Genomic DNA, 17807 nt, shown 5'->3' on the forward strand with positions numbered 1-17807 from the left:
GTTGTAAGAGCCACATATTCCTCGTGGAGGTTATGAAATGCCCTCGCACCTCGGCGGCCGTCGCCTGTTACGCGCCACGCCCGCGCTGACGCTGGTTCTCGGTACGGCGCTGGCCGCACCGCTCGTCCTGGCCGGCACAGCGGACGCCACGGCCTCCTCGGCGACCGCCGCGCTCAGCGCCAACGGCCGAACGGTCCTCTACACGGCTGCCGCCGGCCAGACCAACAAGGCGACCGTCACCGCGTCGAAGACCAGCGGCTCCCCTGACATCACCTACGTGATCGACGACGTCGTACGGATCAATGCCGGAACCGGCTGCACCCACCCGAGCAAGACGGACCACACCAAGGTCTCCTGCACCGTCACCACTGTCGACAGCCAGGACCCGTACGCCGCCCTGGAGATGGACCTCGGGGACAGGAACGACGCGGTCACCTACGACAACACCACTGACCAGGCCTACTACTTCGCCTCGGTCGAACTGGGCGCCGGAAACGACAGGCTGACCGACACCGGCGCCGTCGACGGCAACTTCGTCGGGGGGCAGGCCGGCGACGACACCATCACGGTGGGCGATGCCGCCACGGTCCTCTCCGGTGACGGCAACGACACGATCCACGCGAGCGGTGGCGGAACCGTCGTGCAAGGCGGCAAGGGCAACGACACGGTCTACTCCAGCGGCGACACGAGCTACGTGGAAGGCGGCGCAGGCAACGACGTGATCCACGGCGGCGCGGACACCCAGCACCTGTCCGGCGACGACGGGAACGACACGATCTCCGGCGGCGGCGGATACGACTTCCTGTACGGCGGCAAGGGCAACGATGTCCTGCGCGGCAACAGCGGGGACGATTCCCTCTACGGGAACAGCGGTGACGACACGCTGTACGGCGGGCCCGGCAACGACACGCTCTCGGGCGGCCCCGGCACGGATGTGATCCACCAGAACTGACGCCTCGCACGCGTGCGGGGAACCCTCTTGTTCCCCGCACGCGTGCCACAATCGACTCACAACGACCGGTTTGCCATGGTCAACATCGTTTCGCCACCGTCGAGTTGCGCCATCGGCGCCCGTACGAGGCCGTGGTCGGGGCGAGGAGGCAGCGATGGAGTTGCGGCACGAGTTCACCGTTCCCGTCCCGGTGGCGGACGCCTGGCAGGTTCTGCTCGACATCGAGCGGGTGGCGCCGTGCATGCCGGGGGCGACGGTGGAGGAGTACGACGGGAAGACCGTGACCGGAGCGGTGAAGGTCAAGGTCGGGCCGATCAGCGTGACCTACCGCGGCACCGCCGTCTTCGAGGAGCAGGACGAGTCCGCGCATCGCCTCGTGCTGAGCGCGAACGGCAAGGAGACCCGGGGGCAGGGCACCGCGCACGCGACCGTCACCGGCACCCTCACCGCACGCGACGGCGGGACCGCCGTGTCCGTGCACACCGATCTCGCGGTGACCGGACGGCCCGCGCAGTTCGGCCGCGGGGTCATGGCGGAGGTGGGCGACAAGCTGGTCGGCCAGTTCGCGGACTGCCTGGCCGCACAGCTCAACGAGCCGGTGGAAGCCCCTGGCCCCGCCGATTCCGGGCGCTGGGAGGGAACGGCGGGGCAAGCGCGTCCGGGATCCGACGCGATCGATCTCGTACGGGTGGCGGGGGCACCCTTGGCCAAGCGTGTGGCGGTGGTGGCTGCGGTTGTGGTGGTGGGGGTGGTGTTCTCGCGGGTACGGCGTCGTCGCCGCGTGCAGCGTCGTCCGGGCGTACGCGGACGTCAGGGTCATCACTGAGTCCGGTCCGCCGGGACTGCCGTCAGAATCCCGACTCGCGGTGATCGGCGACCAGTTGCTCCAAGTGGTGCAGCGCCGCCGTCACCCGGGCCGGGTCCTTCTGGAAGAAGGGGTCGTCGGGCACCGGCAGGGAGCCCGCGAGGGCCCAGCCGCGGCCACGCGCCCAGGTCGCGCCGTCGACGCCGAGTGCCTCGCGGAAGACGCCGCGCGCCCGGTCGGGCAGGAACTTCCACGCCGCGAGCAGGTCGACGGCCGGGTCGCCGACGGCGAGCGTCCCGAAGTCGATGACGGCGCTCAACTCGCCGTCGACGGCGAGGAGGTTGCCGGTCGCCAGGTCTCCGTGGATCCACACCGGCGGCGCGTCCCACACGGGTGCGGCGAGCGCGGCCTCCCAGACGGCGGTCACCGCGGCGGTGTCGGTCAGGCCCTCCAGGGCTGCGATCTTGGGGCGGACGCGTGCCTCGGAGGCGAGCGAGTCGCGCTCGTCACCCATGGGCACCCCACGGAAGGCGTTGCTCCACTCGGGGCCGGGGCCGTCGGTGGCGTCGATCTTCTGCAGGGCGCGTACGAACTCGGCGAGTTCCAGGGCCGTTCGCTCGGGATCGACGAGGTCTTCGGGGGCCGCCGTCTCCCCGTCCAGCCATCGGTACACCGACCACGGGAAGGGGTAGCCCTCCCCGGGCTCCCCCATCGCCACCGGCTCGGACACGGGCAGTGGCAGATGCGGGGCGAGCCGGGGCAGCCACCGGTGTTCCCGCTCCACCTGACCGACCCAGCGTGGGTAGCGCGGCAGGCGTACGGACAGGTCGTCGCCCAGTCGGAAGGTGGCGTTGTCCATGCCGGACAGCGGGACCGGGGAGAGCGGCAGTCCGGCGTACTGCGGGAACTGGGCGGCGAGCAGGCGGCGTACGAGAGCGGTGTCGATCAGCACGGTGCCCATCACACCGGGCTCGGCCTCGCCGTGTCCATTGAATTCCGTTGGCAGCAGCGGGAGTTGACGCGTCGTCGGCCGCGCGTGCTTCAGGCGGTGCGGGGCGGCAGGCGGTGCAGGATCACCTCGCTCAGCCGGCCGTTCGTGACGGTCGCGGTCATGTACGTGCAGTGGGGCCGGCGGCGGCGGTCGGTCGGGGAGCCGGGGTTGAGCAGGCGCAGGCCCGTCTCCGTGGTCGTGTCCCAGGGGATGTGGCTGTGGCCGAAGACGAGGACGTCGAGGTCGGGGAATCGTGCCGCGCACCGGTGTTCGCGGCCCTGGGCGGGGCCGGTCTCGTGGACGACGCCGAGCCGCAGGCCGTCGAGGTCGGCGCGGGCGACTTCGGGGAGGCGGGCGCGCAGGGCCGGGCCGTCGTTGTTGCCGTACACGCCGACGACCCTGCGGGAGCGGCTCTCCAGAAGGTCGAGGGTGGCGGTGTCCACCCAGTCGCCTGCGTGGACGACGACATCCGCGAGCGGCAGTTCGGCGAGGAGCTGCGCGGGGAGCGCCTTGGCGCGCTGGGGAAGGTGGGTGTCGGACATCAGCAGCAGACGCACACGCTCAGGGTGCCACTCCGGGCGCTGGGCCGGTCACCTCGGCAGCCGCTCCGGGCTCTCGGCGTGTCACCTCGGCCTCCCGGGTGTCATTCCAGGACGATCTCGCTCCACACCTGCTTGCCGCCGCTGACGGGCACCGATCCCCAGGCCGCCGACATGGCCTCGACGAGCAGGATGCCGCGGCCGCCGGTGGCCTCCCAGCCGATGCTGGTGGGTTTGATGGGCGTGCGCGCGGAGGCGTCGGAGACGGAGATCCGCAGCCGGTTGTTGATGAGGGTGAGGTCGAGGCGGACCGGGCCGTCGGTGTGCACGAGCGCGTTGGTGACGAGTTCGGAGACGACGAGGAGTACGGCGTCGGAGTCGGCGTCCGCGCCCCAGGCGCGCAGTGCGCGCCGGGTGAAGCGGCGGGCGTGCCGGACGGCCTCCGGGACGCGCCAGACCGTCCAGCCCTCCCTGAGCGGACGCAGCGCCATGCCGTCGTAGCGCATGAGCAGCAGGGCCACGTCGTCGCTGCGGTTGGCGCTCGCGAGCAGCCCGTCGGCGACGAGTCCGAGGCGGGCGGGGTCGGACGTGGCGAGTTCGCCGGCGAGGCGGGCGAGCCCGTCCTCGATGTCGACCTCGACGGATTCGACGAGGCCGTCCGTGGTGAGGGCGATCAGGGTGCCGGGCTGCAGCCGCAGCGGGCTCATCGGGAAGTCGGCCTGGGTGATGACGCCGAGCGGGGGCCCGCCTTCGGACTCGACGACCTCCGTACTGCCGTCCGGGTGGCGCAGCACCGGGGGAAGGTGTCCGGCGCGCACGCACCAGGCGGACCCTTCCTCCATGTCGACGTCCACATAGCAGCAGGTGGCGAAGAGGTCGGTCTCCAGGTCCATGAGGAGCCGGTTGGCGTGCGAGACGACCACGTCCGGCGGGTGGCCCTCCACGGCGTAGGCGCGCAGCGCGGTGCGCATCTGGCCCATGACGGTCGCGGCCTGGGCGTTGTGGCCCTGGACGTCGCCGATGACGAGGGCGACGTGGTTGTCGGCCAGCGGGATCACGTCGTACCAGTCGCCGCCGACCTCAAGACCGGCGGTGGTCGGCAGGTAGCGGGCGATGGCGACCGCGCCCGGCAGCTTCGGCAGGCGGCGCGGGAGCAGGGTGCGCTGGAGCATGCTGACGAGTTCGTGTTCGGCGTCGAAGGCGTGGGCGCGCATCAGGGCCTGGCCGGCGAGGCCGGCGGACGCGGTCAGCAGGGCGCGTTCGTCGGGGCCGAAGTCGTGCGGGGTGTCCCAGCCGATCAGACAGACGCCCGCCATGCGTCCGCCGGCGGGCAGCGGCAGCACGGCGAGGCCGCCGGGGCCCACCTCGGCGAGCGCGGGTTCCAGAGCCGTTCCGGCGGGCCAGACCGCGGCGCGTCCCTCGCTCAGGGCCGCCGCGAGGGTCGGCATGGCGCGGACGGGCGCGTCCGGCCACTCCGAGCGCCATTCGCTGCGCCACACCTCGGGCCAGGACTCCGGTTCGGGCGGGTCCAGGACGGTGACGACGAGACGGTCGCCCTCCAGCTCGGCGAGGGCGATCCGGTCGGCCTGGAGGGGCCGGCGCAGCGCGGCGACCACGGCGCGGCCGACGTCGCGGACGGTGCCGGCGGTGGCCAGGGCGGCGGCGAGCCGCTGGACGCGTGCCACGTCGTTGACCCCGGAGCGCAGCTTCGAGGCGTCGGCGACCGTGCCGACGAGCCGGGCCGGCAGTCCCCCGCCGCCGGGCAGGAGGCGGCCGCGCAGCCGCAGCCACTTGGGCTCCCCGGAGGGCTGGAGGATCCGGAACTCCAGCTCGCGGTCGCCGATGGACATGTGGTCCGCCTCGACCACCGACATCAGCGAGGGCAGGTCCTCCGGGACGGCTCGCGACAGCAGGGTCTCGACCTTGCCGTCGAATTCGTCCGGCCGGAGTCCGAAGAGTTCCAGCATCTCGTCGTCGACGTCGACGTGCCCGGTGTCCATGGCGAGGCTGAACGAGCTGGCGGGCAGGTCCCCGCTGCCGGCCGCGGTGGCGGGCGCCGGGCAGACGACCGCCTCGGCGAGGAGGACGAGGCACTGCCGGTCCTCGGCGTCGAAGCCCTCCGGGTGCTCGCTCACGGCCACCAGGCAGCCGTCCTCGCGCAGGGGCAGGACGGCCAGCGAGAAGTCCGGCGACGGCAGCCGCCGGGAGTCCGCGCAGCGCTCCAGCTCCCGCGGGCCGAGCCACACGGGTTCCCCGGAGCGGTACACATCGGCGGCGGGAGAACCGCCGGAGACGTCGTAGCTGTCGCGCAGCCCGTACAGCGTCCTCGGCACACCGGCCGACTCCGCCAGGTACAGCACGTCGCCGCTCTCACCGGGCGAATAGACGGCGGCGACGGTCGCGCCCGCGAAGACGAGCACCTGTTCGAGAACGCGGCGCAGCCGTTCGCGGGGGTCCAGGTCGGTGGTGAGCGTCTTGAGCGCAAGTTCGGCACGCACCGTTCTCGATCTGCGTCCCATAGCGCCCTCACTGACCACGTCCGTCATTACAGCGCTTCCGGGACGCGCGCGCAGCCCCTGTGACCGTTCCGGGGCCGTGCGACCTGTGGTGACCCCGGCGCCCGGCCCGCAGGGCTCCGGGGGCGACGCCCCCGCGCGGCACCGCGACGACTCGAAAGGGCCCGAACATGACTTTACGCGTGCGTTCCGCACGGTGATCTCGTGACAGTCGTGACTGTCCGGGCCCGGGTGGGGCTGGAAGTCTCGGTGCCACCTGGCCGAGGGGGAATGGGCATGGACGAGCGGTACGAGGTGTACGCGCTGGCGGACAGACACTTCTACGAGACGCCGGACCGGCTGTCCGGGAGCGAACGGAGCGCAGCGCCCTCGTACGAGACGGCCCGCCGTGAGGTGCCGGAGGGCTGGCACTCGGGGCGCATCGGCGACTGGCTCACGCTGACCCCGCTCGACGCCGAGGGGAACGTCCGCCCCGGCCCCGCCCAGGGCTGGAAGATCCACGCCTCGGCCACCCGGCTCAACGCCGAGAAGATCGCCGCGACCGTCTGGGACTACTGCGTGCCGCGGCAGATCCCCTTCAAGTTCGTGCCGGCTCCGCATCTGCTGCATCTGCGCAACACCAAGTACGCGGCCCGCGACGCCAGCGGCAAGTTCGTGACCATCTATCCGGCCGACGAGGAGCACCTGCACACGGTGCTGCGTGAGCTGGGCGAGCTGCTGGACGGTCTGGAGGGGCCGTACATCCTCACGGACCTGCGATGGAACGACGGACCGCTGTACGTCCGCTACGGCGCGTTCGCGCGCTCCTTCGTCGTCGACGAGCGCGGCTCCCTGGTCCCGGCGGTCCGCGACGGCGCGGGCAAGCTGGTGCCGGACCGCCGGCAGCCCTCCTTCCAGGTGCCCGACTGGGTGACGCTGCCCGCCTTCCTCGCACCGCAGCTCGCGGCGCGCAACACGACGACGGTCGGCGATCTGCCGTACCGCATCGAGAAGGCGCTGCACTTCTCAAACGGCGGCGGGGTGTACCGGGGCACCGACACCCGCGACGGACGCAAGGTGGTCCTCAAGGAGGGCCGGCCGCACGCGGGCCTCGCCTCGGACGGCGCCGACGCGATCGCCCGGCTGGAGCGGGAGAAGGACGCCCTGGAGCGGCTGGCGGGGATCGGTGTCGTACCCGAGGTGCGGGACTGGTTCGCGCTCGGCGAGCACCGCTTCCTCGTCATGGACTTCCTGGAGGGCCGCCCCCTCAACTCGTTCCTCGCCGAACGGCATCCGCTGCTCACGCCCGAACCGGATCCGGATGCGGTCGCCGCGTTCACGGCGTGGGCGCTGCGCATCCACCGCAGGGTCGAGGAGGCGGTGGAGGCCGTGCACGCGCGTGGGGTCGTCTTCAACGACCTGCACGTCTTCAACATCATGGTCGCGCCCGACGAGGAGTCGGTCTCCCTGCTCGACTTCGAGGCCGCGGCGCCCGTCGAGGAGAACGGCCGCCAGGTAGTCGCCCATCCGGGCTTCTTCGCGCCGCCGGACCGGACGGGGCCGGCCGTCGACCGCTACGCCCTCGCGTGTCTGCGGCTGGCGATGTTCATGCCGGTCACCACGCTGTTCGTGGTGGACCGCGGCAAGGCCGCGCATCTGGCCGAGGTCATCTCGGGGCAGTTCCCCGATGTGCCGCGGCGGTTCCTGGACGAGGCGGTCGCCGAGATCACTCGGGACTTCCCCGTCGCCGGCGCGACAGCGGCCCCTTCGGCTGCTTCGGCCCCTTCGGCAGCTCCGGCCGCTGCGCCGTTCGCCTCGCTCGCCGAACCCGGTGACTGGCCCTACAGCCGCGACTCGATGGTCAAGGCGATCCTGGCCTCGGCCACGCCCGAGCGGGATGACCGGCTCTTCCCCGGTGACATCACCCAGTTCTCCGACGGCGGCGGGCTCGGCATCGCGCACGGAGCCGCGGGGGTGCTGTACGCCCTGGCCGAGACCGGGGCCGAGCGCTACGAGGACGGCGAGCGCTGGCTGCTGGAGCACACCGCTCCGGTGCCCGTGGGCACGCCGCTGGGCCTCTACGACGGGCTCGCGGGCGTCGCCTACGTCCTGGAGCGGCTCGGGCACCGGCAGCGTGCCCTCGACCTGATCGACGGCATTCTCAAGGAGGGGTGGCAGCGGCTCGCCTCCGACCTGCGGGGTGGCCTCGCCGGACTCGGGCTGGTCCTCGCGGACCTGGCGCGCACGACCGGCGAGAAGGAGCTCGGCGAGCGGGCTGCGGAGGCCGCCGGGCTGCTCGTCCAACGGTTCGCCGAGCCGCAGCCCGCCTCCGCCCGGCGGCGCGCGGGGCTGCTGCGGGGTGCGAGCGGGCCGGCGCTGTTCCTGCTCCGGCAGTACGAGGCCACCGGTGAGCCCGCGCTGCTGACGGCGGCCGCCGAGGCGCTGCGCCGTGACCTGGACCGCTGTGTCGTGCAGAAGGGCGGCGGCCTGGAGGTCGACGAGGGCTGGCGGACCCTGCCGTATCTCGGCGACGGGAGCGCCGGCCTGGGCATGGTGATCGACGACTTCCTCGCGCTCACCGGCGGCGACGGCGCCGACTTCGAGAAGGCCCGCACAGGCATCCTCACCGCCGCGACCTCACGCTTCTACGTGCAACCCGGTCTCTTCCAGGGCCGGGCCGGCATGATCCTGCACCTCAGCCGTACGACCACCCCGGGCGCCACTCCGCGGCGGCTGGCCGACCAGGTCTCCGCGCTCGGCTGGTTCGCGATGCCGTACCAGGGCCAACTGGCCTTCCCCGGGCACCAGATGATGCGGCTCTCCATGGACCTCGCCACCGGAACGGCAGGGTGTCTGCTCGCGCTCGGCGCGGCCCTCGACAGCGAGGTACCGGCCCAACTGCCGTTCCTGCCGCCGCTTCGGCGGCCCTGATACGCGGCTCCGCACGACGGAGTCGTGACACAACACCCCGTCCCCACCTAGGAAAGGACACGAGATGGCACTCCTCGACCTGCAGACGATGGAAGCCGACGAGATGGGCGGTGGCGGCGGTGGCGCCAGCACACTGAGCCTGCTCTCCTGCATCTCCGCGGCGAGCCTTCTGCTCTGTCTCTGACGGCACCGAGCCGGCACGGCTCCGGGCGGTTCCTTCCCTTCGTGGGAAGGAACCGCCCGGGGTTCTTCACCGTGCCGGGGACAGGGATACGAGGTGCCGCCGCCGCATGACGACTCCTGCCGACACGACGACTTCCGCTCCCGACGCGCCCACAGTCACCGCGCCCTCCCGCGCCTCGGGCGCGCTGCTGCGGGCGGCCACCCGGCACAGCGGAGTCCGCTGCCTCGCCCTGGGCCTCGCCACCACGGCCGCGACGGCGGCGGGCCTGCTCCTGCCGGCCGCCCTGGGCCGGGCCCTCGACCTCCTGCTGACGGATCCCGGCGGGGCGCCGGCCACGCGCTGGGTGCTGTGGTGCACCGGCCTCGTCCTGCTGCTGGCCGTGCTCGACGCCTGCGAGACCGTACTCGGCGGGACCACGAACGCGCGGGCCACGGCGTGGCTGCGTGAGCGCCTGGCCGGGCATGTCCTGGCGGTGGGGCCACGGGCCGTGACCCGGTTCGGCTCCGGTGAGCTGGTGGCCCGGCTGGTCGGCAACGCGGCGCAGGCGGGGACCGCGCCCGCCGCGTTCGCGGCGCTCCTCTCAGCGATCGCCGCGCCGGTCGGCGCCGTGGTGGCGCTCGCGCTGATCGATCCCTGGCTGGCAGCGGTGTTCCTCGGCGGGGCTCCGGTGCTCACGCTGCTGCTGCGTGCCTTCGCTCGCGACTCCTCGCAGTGCGTGGCGCGCTACCAGGAGGTGCAGGGGCGGATCGCGGGCGGTCTGGCGGAGGCGATCGGCGGATTCCGTACGATCGCGGCCGGCGGCACCGCCGACAAGGAGGTCGCGCGCGTTCTGCGGCCGCTTCCCGAACTCTCCCGCGAGGGCCACCGCATGTGGCGTGTCCAGGGGCGCGCCGCCGCCCAGGCCGTCGCCGTGGCGCCACTGCTGCACCTGGGCGTCCTCGCCGTGGCGGGCATCCTGCTCGTCCACCACCGGTTGTCGGTCGGCGACCTGCTCGCGGCGTCCCGTTACGCGGTCCTCGCGAGCGGTGTCGGCGTCCTGGTCGGTCACATCTCGGGGCTCGTCCGGGCGCGAGTGGCGGCCCGGCGGCTGGGCGAGGTCCTCGACGAGCCCGCGACCGACCACGGGACACGCCGACTGCCGCCCGGCCAAGGAGCGTTGGAGCTGCGCGGCGTGATCGCCCGGCGCGGCACACGCACCGTGCTGGACGGAGTCGACCTGGTCGTCCCCGGCGGAACCACCCTTGCCGTAGTGGGCCGTTCGGGCGCCGGCAAGTCGGTCCTCGCGGCGCTCGCCGGGCGGCTGGCCGACCCCGACGGTGGCGACGTGCTCCTCGACGGAGTGCCCCTGCGCGAGTTGGACCACGATGAGCTGCGCCGTGCGGTCGGGTACGCCTTCGAACGGCCCGCACTGCTCGGCGGGAGCATCGCGAACACGATCGGCTTCGGCGTCGCGTCGCCGCCGGCCCCGCGGATCAGGGAGGCCGCCCGCACGGCGTGCGCGGACACCTTCGTGCGCCGGCTGCCCGAGGGATACGCCACCGCCTGCGCCGACGCCCCGCTCTCCGGCGGCGAGTCCCAACGCCTTGGTCTCGCCCGGGCGTTCGCGCACGGCGGTCGGCTCCTCATCCTCGACGACGCCCTCTCCAGCCTCGACACCGTCACCGAGCACCACATCGCACAGGCCCTCTTCCGCCGCACCCCCGGCAGCAGCCGCCTGATCGTCGCGCACCGGGCCTCCACGGCGGCCCGGGCGGACGCGGTGGCCTGGCTGGACGAGGGACGGGTACGGGCGCTGGGCCCGCACGCCGAGCTGTGGCGGATACCGGCGTACCGGGAAGTGTTCGGGGCTGGGGACACCGAGCAGCAGGACGGCGGTCCGGCACCGGCGGGCGGGGGCTCATGACGGGGAAGCAGCGGCCCATGACGGGCGGTTTCGGCGATGTGCGTGGGCGCGGCCTGCGGTTTCTGCGCGAGCGGTGGCCGGTGGTCGTCCGGCTGGCCGCGTGGTCGGTGCTGGAGACGGGGCAGACGTTCCTGATGGGGTACGCGCTGGCACGGGCCCTGGACAAGGGGTTCCTGAGCGGACGGACCCACGTCGGCCTCGGGTGGCTCGGGGTCGCCGCGCTCGCCGTGATCGTCGGGGCGTACGGCACGGGGCGGGTGTACGGGGCCGTCGCGGCGCTGGTCGAGCCGTTGCGCGACCGGCTGGTGCGACACGTGGTGGAGCGCGGGGTGCGGGAGGCGGACAGCGGGGCGCTGTCCGGGCTCACCCAGCAGGTGGAGATCGCGCGGGACACCTTCGCCGGGCTGGTGATGGTCTCGCGCGCGTTCCTCTTCACCTCCGTGGGCGCCCTGGTCGGGCTGTTCTCCCTCGACCCGTTGCTGCTGCTCGTGGTCGCTCCGCCGCTCGCCGCCGGGGTCGCCCTCTTCGCCGCGACGCTGCGCCCGCTGGCCCGCCGCCAGGAGAAGTTCCTGGTGACCGACGAGGAGATCGCCGCCCAACTGGGCGCCGTCTGCCCGGGGTTGCGGGACATCACCGCGGCCGGCGCGGAGGAGCCGGTCGCCGCCGACCTGGGCGAGCGCATCGACGCCGAGCTGCGCGCCGCGCGGTCGCTGGCCCGCTGGGGCGTCCCGCGCGTCGCCTCCCTCGCCGTCGGCGGCCAGCTCCCGATCGTCCTGCTGCTCGCCGCCGCCCCGTGGCTGCTGCGCCGCGGTGTCACTCCGGGCGCCCTGGTCGGCGCCCTCGCCTACGTCACCCAGTCCCTGCTTCCCGCCCTGCAGAACCTGGTCCACGGCCTGGGCACGAGCGGCTCCCGCCTCCTGGTCGTGCTGCGCCGCCTCGCGCCCGAAGCGGCTTCGGAGGAGTCGGCCGGGGCACGCACGATCGATGTGTCCGCCGATGCCGATACGGCTGCCGATGCGGCGTCCAGCGGCCCCGAAGCCCCCGTGCGGCGCGCCGCCCCGGCCCCCCGCCCCCCGGCGATCGCCCTCTCCTCGCTCACCTTCGCCTACGGCCCCACCAGTGATCCGGTCATCAAGGACCTCAGCCTCACCGTCCCGCAGGGCACACACCTCGCGGTCGTGGGCCCCAGCGGCATCGGGAAGTCCACCCTCGCGGGTCTGGTCGCCGGACTGCTGGAGCCGCGGCACGGAACCGTCCGGTTGTGCGGACATCCGGTGCCAGGGCGCACATCCTCCACCCATCGCGTCCTCATCCCGCAGGAGGCGTACGTCTTCAGCGGATCCCTCGAAGAAAACCTCGGTCAACTACGGCCGGATCCCGTGCCCGAGGCGGAACTGCTGGCCGCGGCGGAGGCGGTCGGGCTCGCCCCACTGCTGCACGAGTGGGGCGGGCCGGCAGCCCGGATCGACCCGGCGACGCTGTCGGCGGGCGAACGCCAGCTGATCGCGCTGACCCGCGCCCACCTGTCGTACGCGCCGGTCGTGCTGCTGGACGAGGCGACCTGTCACCTGGACGCGGTGGCCGAGGAGCGGGCGGAGCGCGCCTTCGTCGACCGGCCCGGCACCACGCTCGTCGTCGTCGCCCATCGCATCAGCTCGGCCCGCCGTGCCGACCACGTCCTCGTCATGGACGGCCGCCACGCCGAGTACGGCGACCACGACGAGCTGACCCGTCGCTCGCCGCTCTACCGCGACCTGGTCGGCACCTGGTCCCCCGAGGTCAGGGCCGCGAGGTCATACCCATCCCTCACCCTGGGAGATGCGGATGGCGTCGATGCGGTTGCGCGCCCCGGTCTTCCGGGTGATGGCCGCCATGTAGTTGCGTACCGTCCCGTGGGACAGATGGAGACTTCCGGCGATCTCCGCGACGGAGGCACCCTCGGCGGCAAGGGATAACACGCTCAGCTCGCGCCGGGTCAGCGGCATCTCGGCGGCCTTGAGGAAGCCGAAGCCGAGCGAGTCGTCGACGTAACGTTTCCCCGCGGCGACCTGGCGGATGCCGGACACCAGCCGGTCCGGCGAACCTTCCTTGGCGACGTACCCGAGCGCGCCGGCCTCCGCGGCCCGTCTGAGCAGCCCGGGCCGGTTCGCGCCGGCCAGCACGAGGAGCCGCGGAACCGCGGGATCCGGGCGCCTGGCGCAGAGATCGGCGAGCGGTGGGAGCCCGTAGGGGTCCGCGCATTCCAGGTCCGCCGCGCAGACGTCCGGCCGTACCGTACGCACCTGCGGAGACGCGCTGCGCCAGGGTGCGTCGAACACCCTGAAGTCGGGTTCACGGCGTAACCACTCCGCCAACGCCAACCGCACCAGACATTCGTCGTGCACCAGAAGTACCCGGATCACGTCTGCCCCTCAACTCGCCGCTAGCCGGTGTTTCCGTCACTTGCCGATTGCCGGTATCCCCGACATCAGCGACTGCCCATTGTTTGGCGCATGTCACCGTTCCGGTGCGCGAAGAACCGGCCAAGAGGGGGCGTGGGGGCGCACGGGGAGCGCCCCCGGTCCCCTTCGCGCTTCGACACGCGAGGCATGACTTCGGGTCGACGGGGTAAACACCCGCCTCGCCCGTCGCCGCCCTCGCTCGCCGTGCAGGAAGGGCCACCAGGAGAGAGCCTTGACCCCTGGGACTGGTCGCGAGGCCCTTGCGAGGAGGTGGTCGGCGTGTCCGACTGGCAGGGGTCCGGACGGGAGGCGGCCTCCGCCGCGGCACCGGCCGGCCGGCCGCTGCTGTCACTGGCGCTCGCCTCCATGCTGGACGGCGTCCACGCGCACTCCGGCGCGGTCTATCTGCTGGCGCCGGACGAGCCGGTCCTGGAGATGGCGGTCATGGCGGGGCTTCCCCGCGCCTTCGCCGCGCCCTGGGAACGGGTCGGGCTCAACGCGCCGGTCCCCGTGGCCGAGGCGGTACGGGAACGGCGGCTGATCTGGGTCAGCGGCGACGAGGAGATGGCCCGCCGCTACCCACGGATCGCAGTGGTCCTCCCCTACCCCTTCTCGCTGGCGGCGCTCCCGGTGGCGACCCCGGACACGGCGTACGGCGCCGTCTTCGTGACCTGGCCCGGCGCGCACCCGACCGATCTGTCCGACCGTGAACGCGACCACCTCACCGCGGCCTGCGACCGGCTCGCCCTGCGCCTGCGGCGCGCCGCGGACGAGCACCGTCCGGTGCACCCCGAGCCGGACCTGCTCGCGCCCGCGGCCGCGTCGACCGTGGCGGGCACGCTGGGCACGGTGGAGGCGGCACGGATGGTGGCGCGGCTGCCGTACGGCCTGTGCGCGCTGGACCTGCACGGCCGCATCAGCTACGCCAACCCGGCCGCGGCCGATCTGCTCGGGCTCCCGGTCAGCGGACTGCTGGGCACCCAGCTGTGGGCGGCCGTGCCCTGGCTCAACGACCCCGTGTACGAGGACCGCTACCGTGCCGCGCTGATCAGCCAGCAGGTGACGTCCTTCGTGGCGCTGCGGCCGCCCGGCGACTGGCTGTCGTTCCGTCTCTACCCCAGCACCAACGGGCTGAGCGTACGCATCTCGCGGGCTCGCGCGGTCTCCGAGATGGGCCGGGCCGGAGCGCCCCTGGGCGACGGCACCTCGCGGCTGGTGACCATCTCTCAGGTGCTGAGCCTGGCGGGGGCGCTCACCGAGGCGGTGGGAGTGCAGGACGTGGTGCAGCTGGTCGCGGACGAGATCGCACCGGCCGTCGGCAGCCAGGCCCTCGTCGTCCTCGGCTCTCGGGCCGGACGCCTGCATGTGCTCGGGCATCACGGATATCCCGACCCGCACGTCGTGGAGCGCTTCGACGGGATGCCGCTCACCGCCCAGACCCCCGGCACACAGGCTCTGAGCAGCGGGGTTCCCTCCTTCTTCGAGTCCCGCGGGCAACTGGAGCACCTGTATCCGGCGCGGCACGCGACACCCGACGGGATGGCCGCGTGGGCGTATCTGCCGCTCATCGCGTCCGGGCGGCCGGTGGGGACCTGCGTCCTCGCGTACGCGGAACCGCACCGCTTCCCGACGGACGAGCGCGCCGTGCTCACCAGCCTGAGCAGCCTCATCGCCCAGGCCCTGGAACGGGCCATGCTCTACGACACCAAGCACCGGCTGGCGCACGGCCTCCAGGCTGCCCTGCTGCCGAACTCCCTGCCGTCGCTGCCCACCATCGAGGCGGCCGCCCGCTACCTCCCCGCCACGCAGGGCATGGACATCGGCGGCGACTTCTACGACCTGGTGCCCTTGGGCGGCCAGGCCGCCGCCGTGATCGGCGACGTACAGGGGCACAACGTGACGGCGGCGGGCCTGATGGGGCAGATCCGTACGGCCGTCCGCGCGTACACCACCGTGGGACAGCCGCCGGAGGAGGTCATGCGCAGCACCAACCGGCTGCTCATCGACCTCGGAACCGAGCTGTTCGCGAGCTGTCTCTACCTGCGGCTCGACCCGTCCCGCGGCCGGGCGGTGATGTCCCGCGCGGGGCACCCGCCTCCGCTGCTGCGCAAGCCCGACGGACGGGTCCGGGTGCTCGATCTGGCCGGAGGGCCCCTGCTCGGGATCGACGCCGCCGCCACGTATCCGACCACCGAGGTCGCGCTCGACCCCGGTTCCGTTCTCGCCCTCTACACCGACGGGCTCATCGAATCCCCCGGTGTCGACATCGAGGACGCGCTCGCCGACCTGGGCCGGTTGCTCGCCGAGACCGGGGACCGGCCGCTGGACGAGCTGGCCGACAGCATGGTCCAGTACAGCGCGTCGGCGTCGCCGGAGCGGCTCGACGACGTGGCGTTGCTTCTGCTGCGTGCCCGGGCTGTGGACTGACGGCGCAACCGCCCTGCGCACACGGCGGTGCGGCCCTCCCGCCGGAGGGCCGCACTTTTCCACTCCACTGTCGGCCGGGACCGCTCCGGACCGCGACCGGATCAGTGGCTCTCGGACACCAGACCGGAGCCGTCGTCGGCGCCTGTGCCGGAACCTGAGGCGTCACCCGTGCCGGTGCCGCTCTGGTCGCCCGACTGCTGGCCCGACTGGTCGCCCACGGCGCCGCTCTGGTCGCCGGCCTGGTCCCCGGCTCCACCTGCCTGGTCGTCGGCTCCGCCGCCCGCCTGGTCGCCTGCACCCGCATCCCCGGCACCCGCATCTCCGGCACCCGCGTCCCCAGCACCTGCGTCCCCGGCACCGGCATCTCCGGCACCTGCGTCGCCGGCACCCGCGCCGATCGTCGCGCCGACCGCTGTCAGCGCGGTGGTGACCGGCTGGAAGAAGGTCTCGCCGCCGACCGTGCAGTCGCCGCTGCCGCCGGAGGTCAGCCCGATCGCGCTGCCGTCCTGGGTGAACAGGGAGCCGCCGCTGTCGCCCGGTTCGGCGCAGACGTCGGTCTGGATGAGGCCGGTGACCGTGCCCTCCGGGTAGTTCACCGTGGCGTCGAGACCGGTGACGTTGCCGTCGTTCAGGCCGGTGGTGCTGCCCATCCTGAGGACCGCCTGGCCCACGGTGGCGTCCGCGGCCTGGGTGATCTGGACGGTCTGCCCGTTGCCGACGTTGACCTCGCTGGCCGCCTGCGTGTTCGGGTCGTCGTACTTGACGAGCGCGAAGTCGCCGTCGCCCGGGAAGGTGGCCTTGTCGACGGTCGCGATGGGCGCCCCGTCCTGGGAGTCCGACCACTGGGCCGCCGCGACACCGCAGTGGCCCGCGGTCAGGAAGGCGGGGCTGCCGTCGCCCGCCACGACGTTGAAGCCCAGCGAGCAGCGGGCACCACCGCCGAAGATGGCGTCGCCGCCCGACACGAACGTCTTGAACGTGCCGGCGGACTTCTTGAGGGTGGCGACGTCCGATCCGAGGCTCTTGACCGTCGCCTCGACGGTGTCCCACTTGGCGCCCGTGACGGTGCTGTCCGCGGTGACCCTGATCTCGTTCGTCTTCGGGTCGACGGCCCACGAGGTGCCGGGAATCGTCGCGTCGGTCTTCAGCGTCGTCGCGGCGGCCTTCAGCGTGGAGGTGCTGTTCTGTACCTCGTGGGGGACGGCACCCGCCTTCTTGATCTCGTTGACGACGTTGCTGTTGTTACCGACGACGTTCACGACGATCTGCTGCTTGTCGGCGTCGTAGTACGACCCGGCGAAGGCGTCGCCGAGCCGGGAGGCCAGCTGTGAGGCGAGGTCCGACGCATCATCGGCCTTGAACGTCCGGGGAGCCGCGTCCTTCGCGTCCGTCTGCGACGCATTGGCGTTGGGCAGCAGAAGGGCCGCTGCTCCGAGCGCCGCCACGCTGCCTGCCGCGATCGCGGCCTTGCGCTTGGGTATGCGTTTGTGACTCAACTCTTGACCTCCTGGGGACGGGGCCGAATGCCGTCGTCCGGCAGCTGACTGGGGGGCGCCTGGATGCCTGTTGATACGGGCGAGTCGGGTGAGGTGTTCAACTGCCTTTGCAAATCGTGAGGTTGACGCGGCCGAAAGCATGGAATGTCCGGCAAACACGCCTGCTCGGGTGCGGCGGCGGGCACCATCACCCCATGACGCTGACACCCGCCGAAGCCGACAAGATCCTCGCCACCCACTTCGCCCCCTGGGTGCTGGAGCTGGGCCTGTCGGTACAGGAGGTGGGCGAAGGCAGTGCGGTCCTGCGGCTGCCCTGGTCCGGCCACCTCGCCCGGGAGGGCGGCTCGCTCTGCGGCCAGGCCCTGATGGCCGCCGCGGACACGGCCACCGTGATCGCGGTGTCGGCGGCGCGCGGCGGCTTCGTCCCGATGACGACGGTCCAGCAGTCCATCAGCTTCCAGCGCGCGGTCACGGGCGCGGACGTCCTGGTCGAGACGGTCCTCACCAAGCTCGGCCGCCGCATGGCCTTCGCCGACATCACGATGACCGCCGAGGGGCACGAGGAGATCGCGGCCCGGGCGAGCACGGTGTACGCGCTGCTGGGCTGAATTCCGGGGGCCTCATACGTCGTACGGGATGAAGC

General features: G+C 72.8%; 12 protein-coding genes and 1 pseudogene. 8 read left to right on the forward strand and 5 right to left on the reverse strand.

Annotated features, from left to right (window positions below; genetic code table 11):
• The first annotated feature begins 37 nt into the window (after window positions 1-37).
• Both AB5J56_RS03815 and AB5J56_RS03820 read left to right on the forward strand, forming a co-directional pair.
• The gene (locus tag AB5J56_RS03815) at window positions 38-952 is read left to right on the forward strand and encodes a calcium-binding protein (RefSeq protein WP_369230003.1); all 915 of its coding nucleotides are present in this window, start codon (window positions 38-40) and stop codon (window positions 950-952) included.
• Window positions 953-1106: 154 nt separating this feature from the next.
• On the forward strand, window positions 1107-1778 hold the full coding sequence (locus AB5J56_RS03820) for an SRPBCC family protein (protein ID WP_369230005.1): 672 nt from the start codon (window positions 1107-1109) through the stop codon (window positions 1776-1778).
• Window positions 1779-1800: 22 nt separating this feature from the next.
• Here AB5J56_RS03820 and AB5J56_RS03825 read toward each other — a convergent pair whose 3' ends face one another.
• The 3 genes from AB5J56_RS03825 to AB5J56_RS03835 form a co-directional block, all read right to left on the reverse strand.
• Window positions 1801-2718, reverse strand: a complete 918-nt coding sequence (locus tag AB5J56_RS03825) for an aminoglycoside phosphotransferase family protein (RefSeq protein WP_369230007.1) — start codon at window positions 2716-2718, stop codon at window positions 1801-1803.
• An 80-nt stretch (window positions 2719-2798) separates the two neighbouring features.
• Window positions 2799-3305 (reverse strand): metallophosphoesterase, encoded by a 507-nt coding sequence (locus AB5J56_RS03830; RefSeq protein WP_369230009.1) that lies wholly within the window; start codon window positions 3303-3305, stop codon window positions 2799-2801.
• Between the two features lie 86 nt (window positions 3306-3391).
• The gene (locus tag AB5J56_RS03835; RefSeq protein ID WP_369230011.1) at window positions 3392-5833 is read right to left on the reverse strand and encodes a SpoIIE family protein phosphatase; all 2442 of its coding nucleotides are present in this window, start codon (window positions 5831-5833) and stop codon (window positions 3392-3394) included.
• A 246-nt stretch (window positions 5834-6079) separates the two neighbouring features.
• Between AB5J56_RS03835 and lanKC the strand changes: the two genes are divergently transcribed.
• The 4 genes and pseudogenes from lanKC to AB5J56_RS03855 all read left to right on the forward strand — a co-directional run.
• Complete coding sequence (gene lanKC, locus AB5J56_RS03840; protein WP_369230013.1) at window positions 6080-8713, forward strand: class III lanthionine synthetase LanKC; 2634 nt, start codon at window positions 6080-6082, stop codon at window positions 8711-8713.
• A gap of 64 nt (window positions 8714-8777) precedes the next feature.
• Entirely contained in the window at window positions 8778-8897 is a 120-nt protein-coding gene (locus tag AB5J56_RS03845) for a SapB/AmfS family lanthipeptide (RefSeq protein ID WP_369230015.1), read from the forward strand.
• A gap of 106 nt (window positions 8898-9003) precedes the next feature.
• Window positions 9004-10800: an ABC transporter ATP-binding protein gene (locus AB5J56_RS03850; protein ID WP_369230017.1), complete on the forward strand. Its 1797-nt coding sequence runs from the start codon at window positions 9004-9006 to the stop codon at window positions 10798-10800.
• Between the two features lie 410 nt (window positions 10801-11210).
• A pseudogene (locus AB5J56_RS03855) lies at window positions 11211-12350 on the forward strand (ATP-binding cassette domain-containing protein); the annotation flags it as partial.
• Window positions 12351-12593: 243 nt separating this feature from the next.
• On the opposite strand, the gene AB5J56_RS03860 reads toward AB5J56_RS03855, so the two are convergent.
• Window positions 12594-13202, reverse strand: coding sequence for a LuxR C-terminal-related transcriptional regulator (locus AB5J56_RS03860; protein ID WP_369230019.1), 609 nt, complete (start codon window positions 13200-13202; stop codon window positions 12594-12596).
• Between the two features lie 318 nt (window positions 13203-13520).
• Between AB5J56_RS03860 and AB5J56_RS03865 the strand changes: the two genes are divergently transcribed.
• Window positions 13521-15668 (forward strand): SpoIIE family protein phosphatase, encoded by a 2148-nt coding sequence (locus tag AB5J56_RS03865; protein ID WP_369230021.1) that lies wholly within the window; start codon window positions 13521-13523, stop codon window positions 15666-15668.
• Between the two features lie 101 nt (window positions 15669-15769).
• Here AB5J56_RS03865 and AB5J56_RS03870 read toward each other — a convergent pair whose 3' ends face one another.
• Complete coding sequence (locus AB5J56_RS03870; protein WP_369230023.1) at window positions 15770-17164, reverse strand: S1 family peptidase; 1395 nt, start codon at window positions 17162-17164, stop codon at window positions 15770-15772.
• Between the two features lie 194 nt (window positions 17165-17358).
• Between AB5J56_RS03870 and AB5J56_RS03875 the strand changes: the two genes are divergently transcribed.
• Window positions 17359-17772 carry a PaaI family thioesterase gene (locus AB5J56_RS03875; RefSeq protein ID WP_369230024.1) on the forward strand — a complete coding sequence of 138 codons (414 nt, stop codon included), beginning with the start codon at window positions 17359-17361 and terminating at the stop codon, window positions 17770-17772.
• Window positions 17773-17807: the final 35 nt, after the last annotated feature.

The sequence above is a fragment of the Streptomyces sp. R21 genome, assembly GCF_041051975.1.
Classification (GTDB): domain Bacteria; phylum Actinomycetota; class Actinomycetes; order Streptomycetales; family Streptomycetaceae; genus Streptomyces.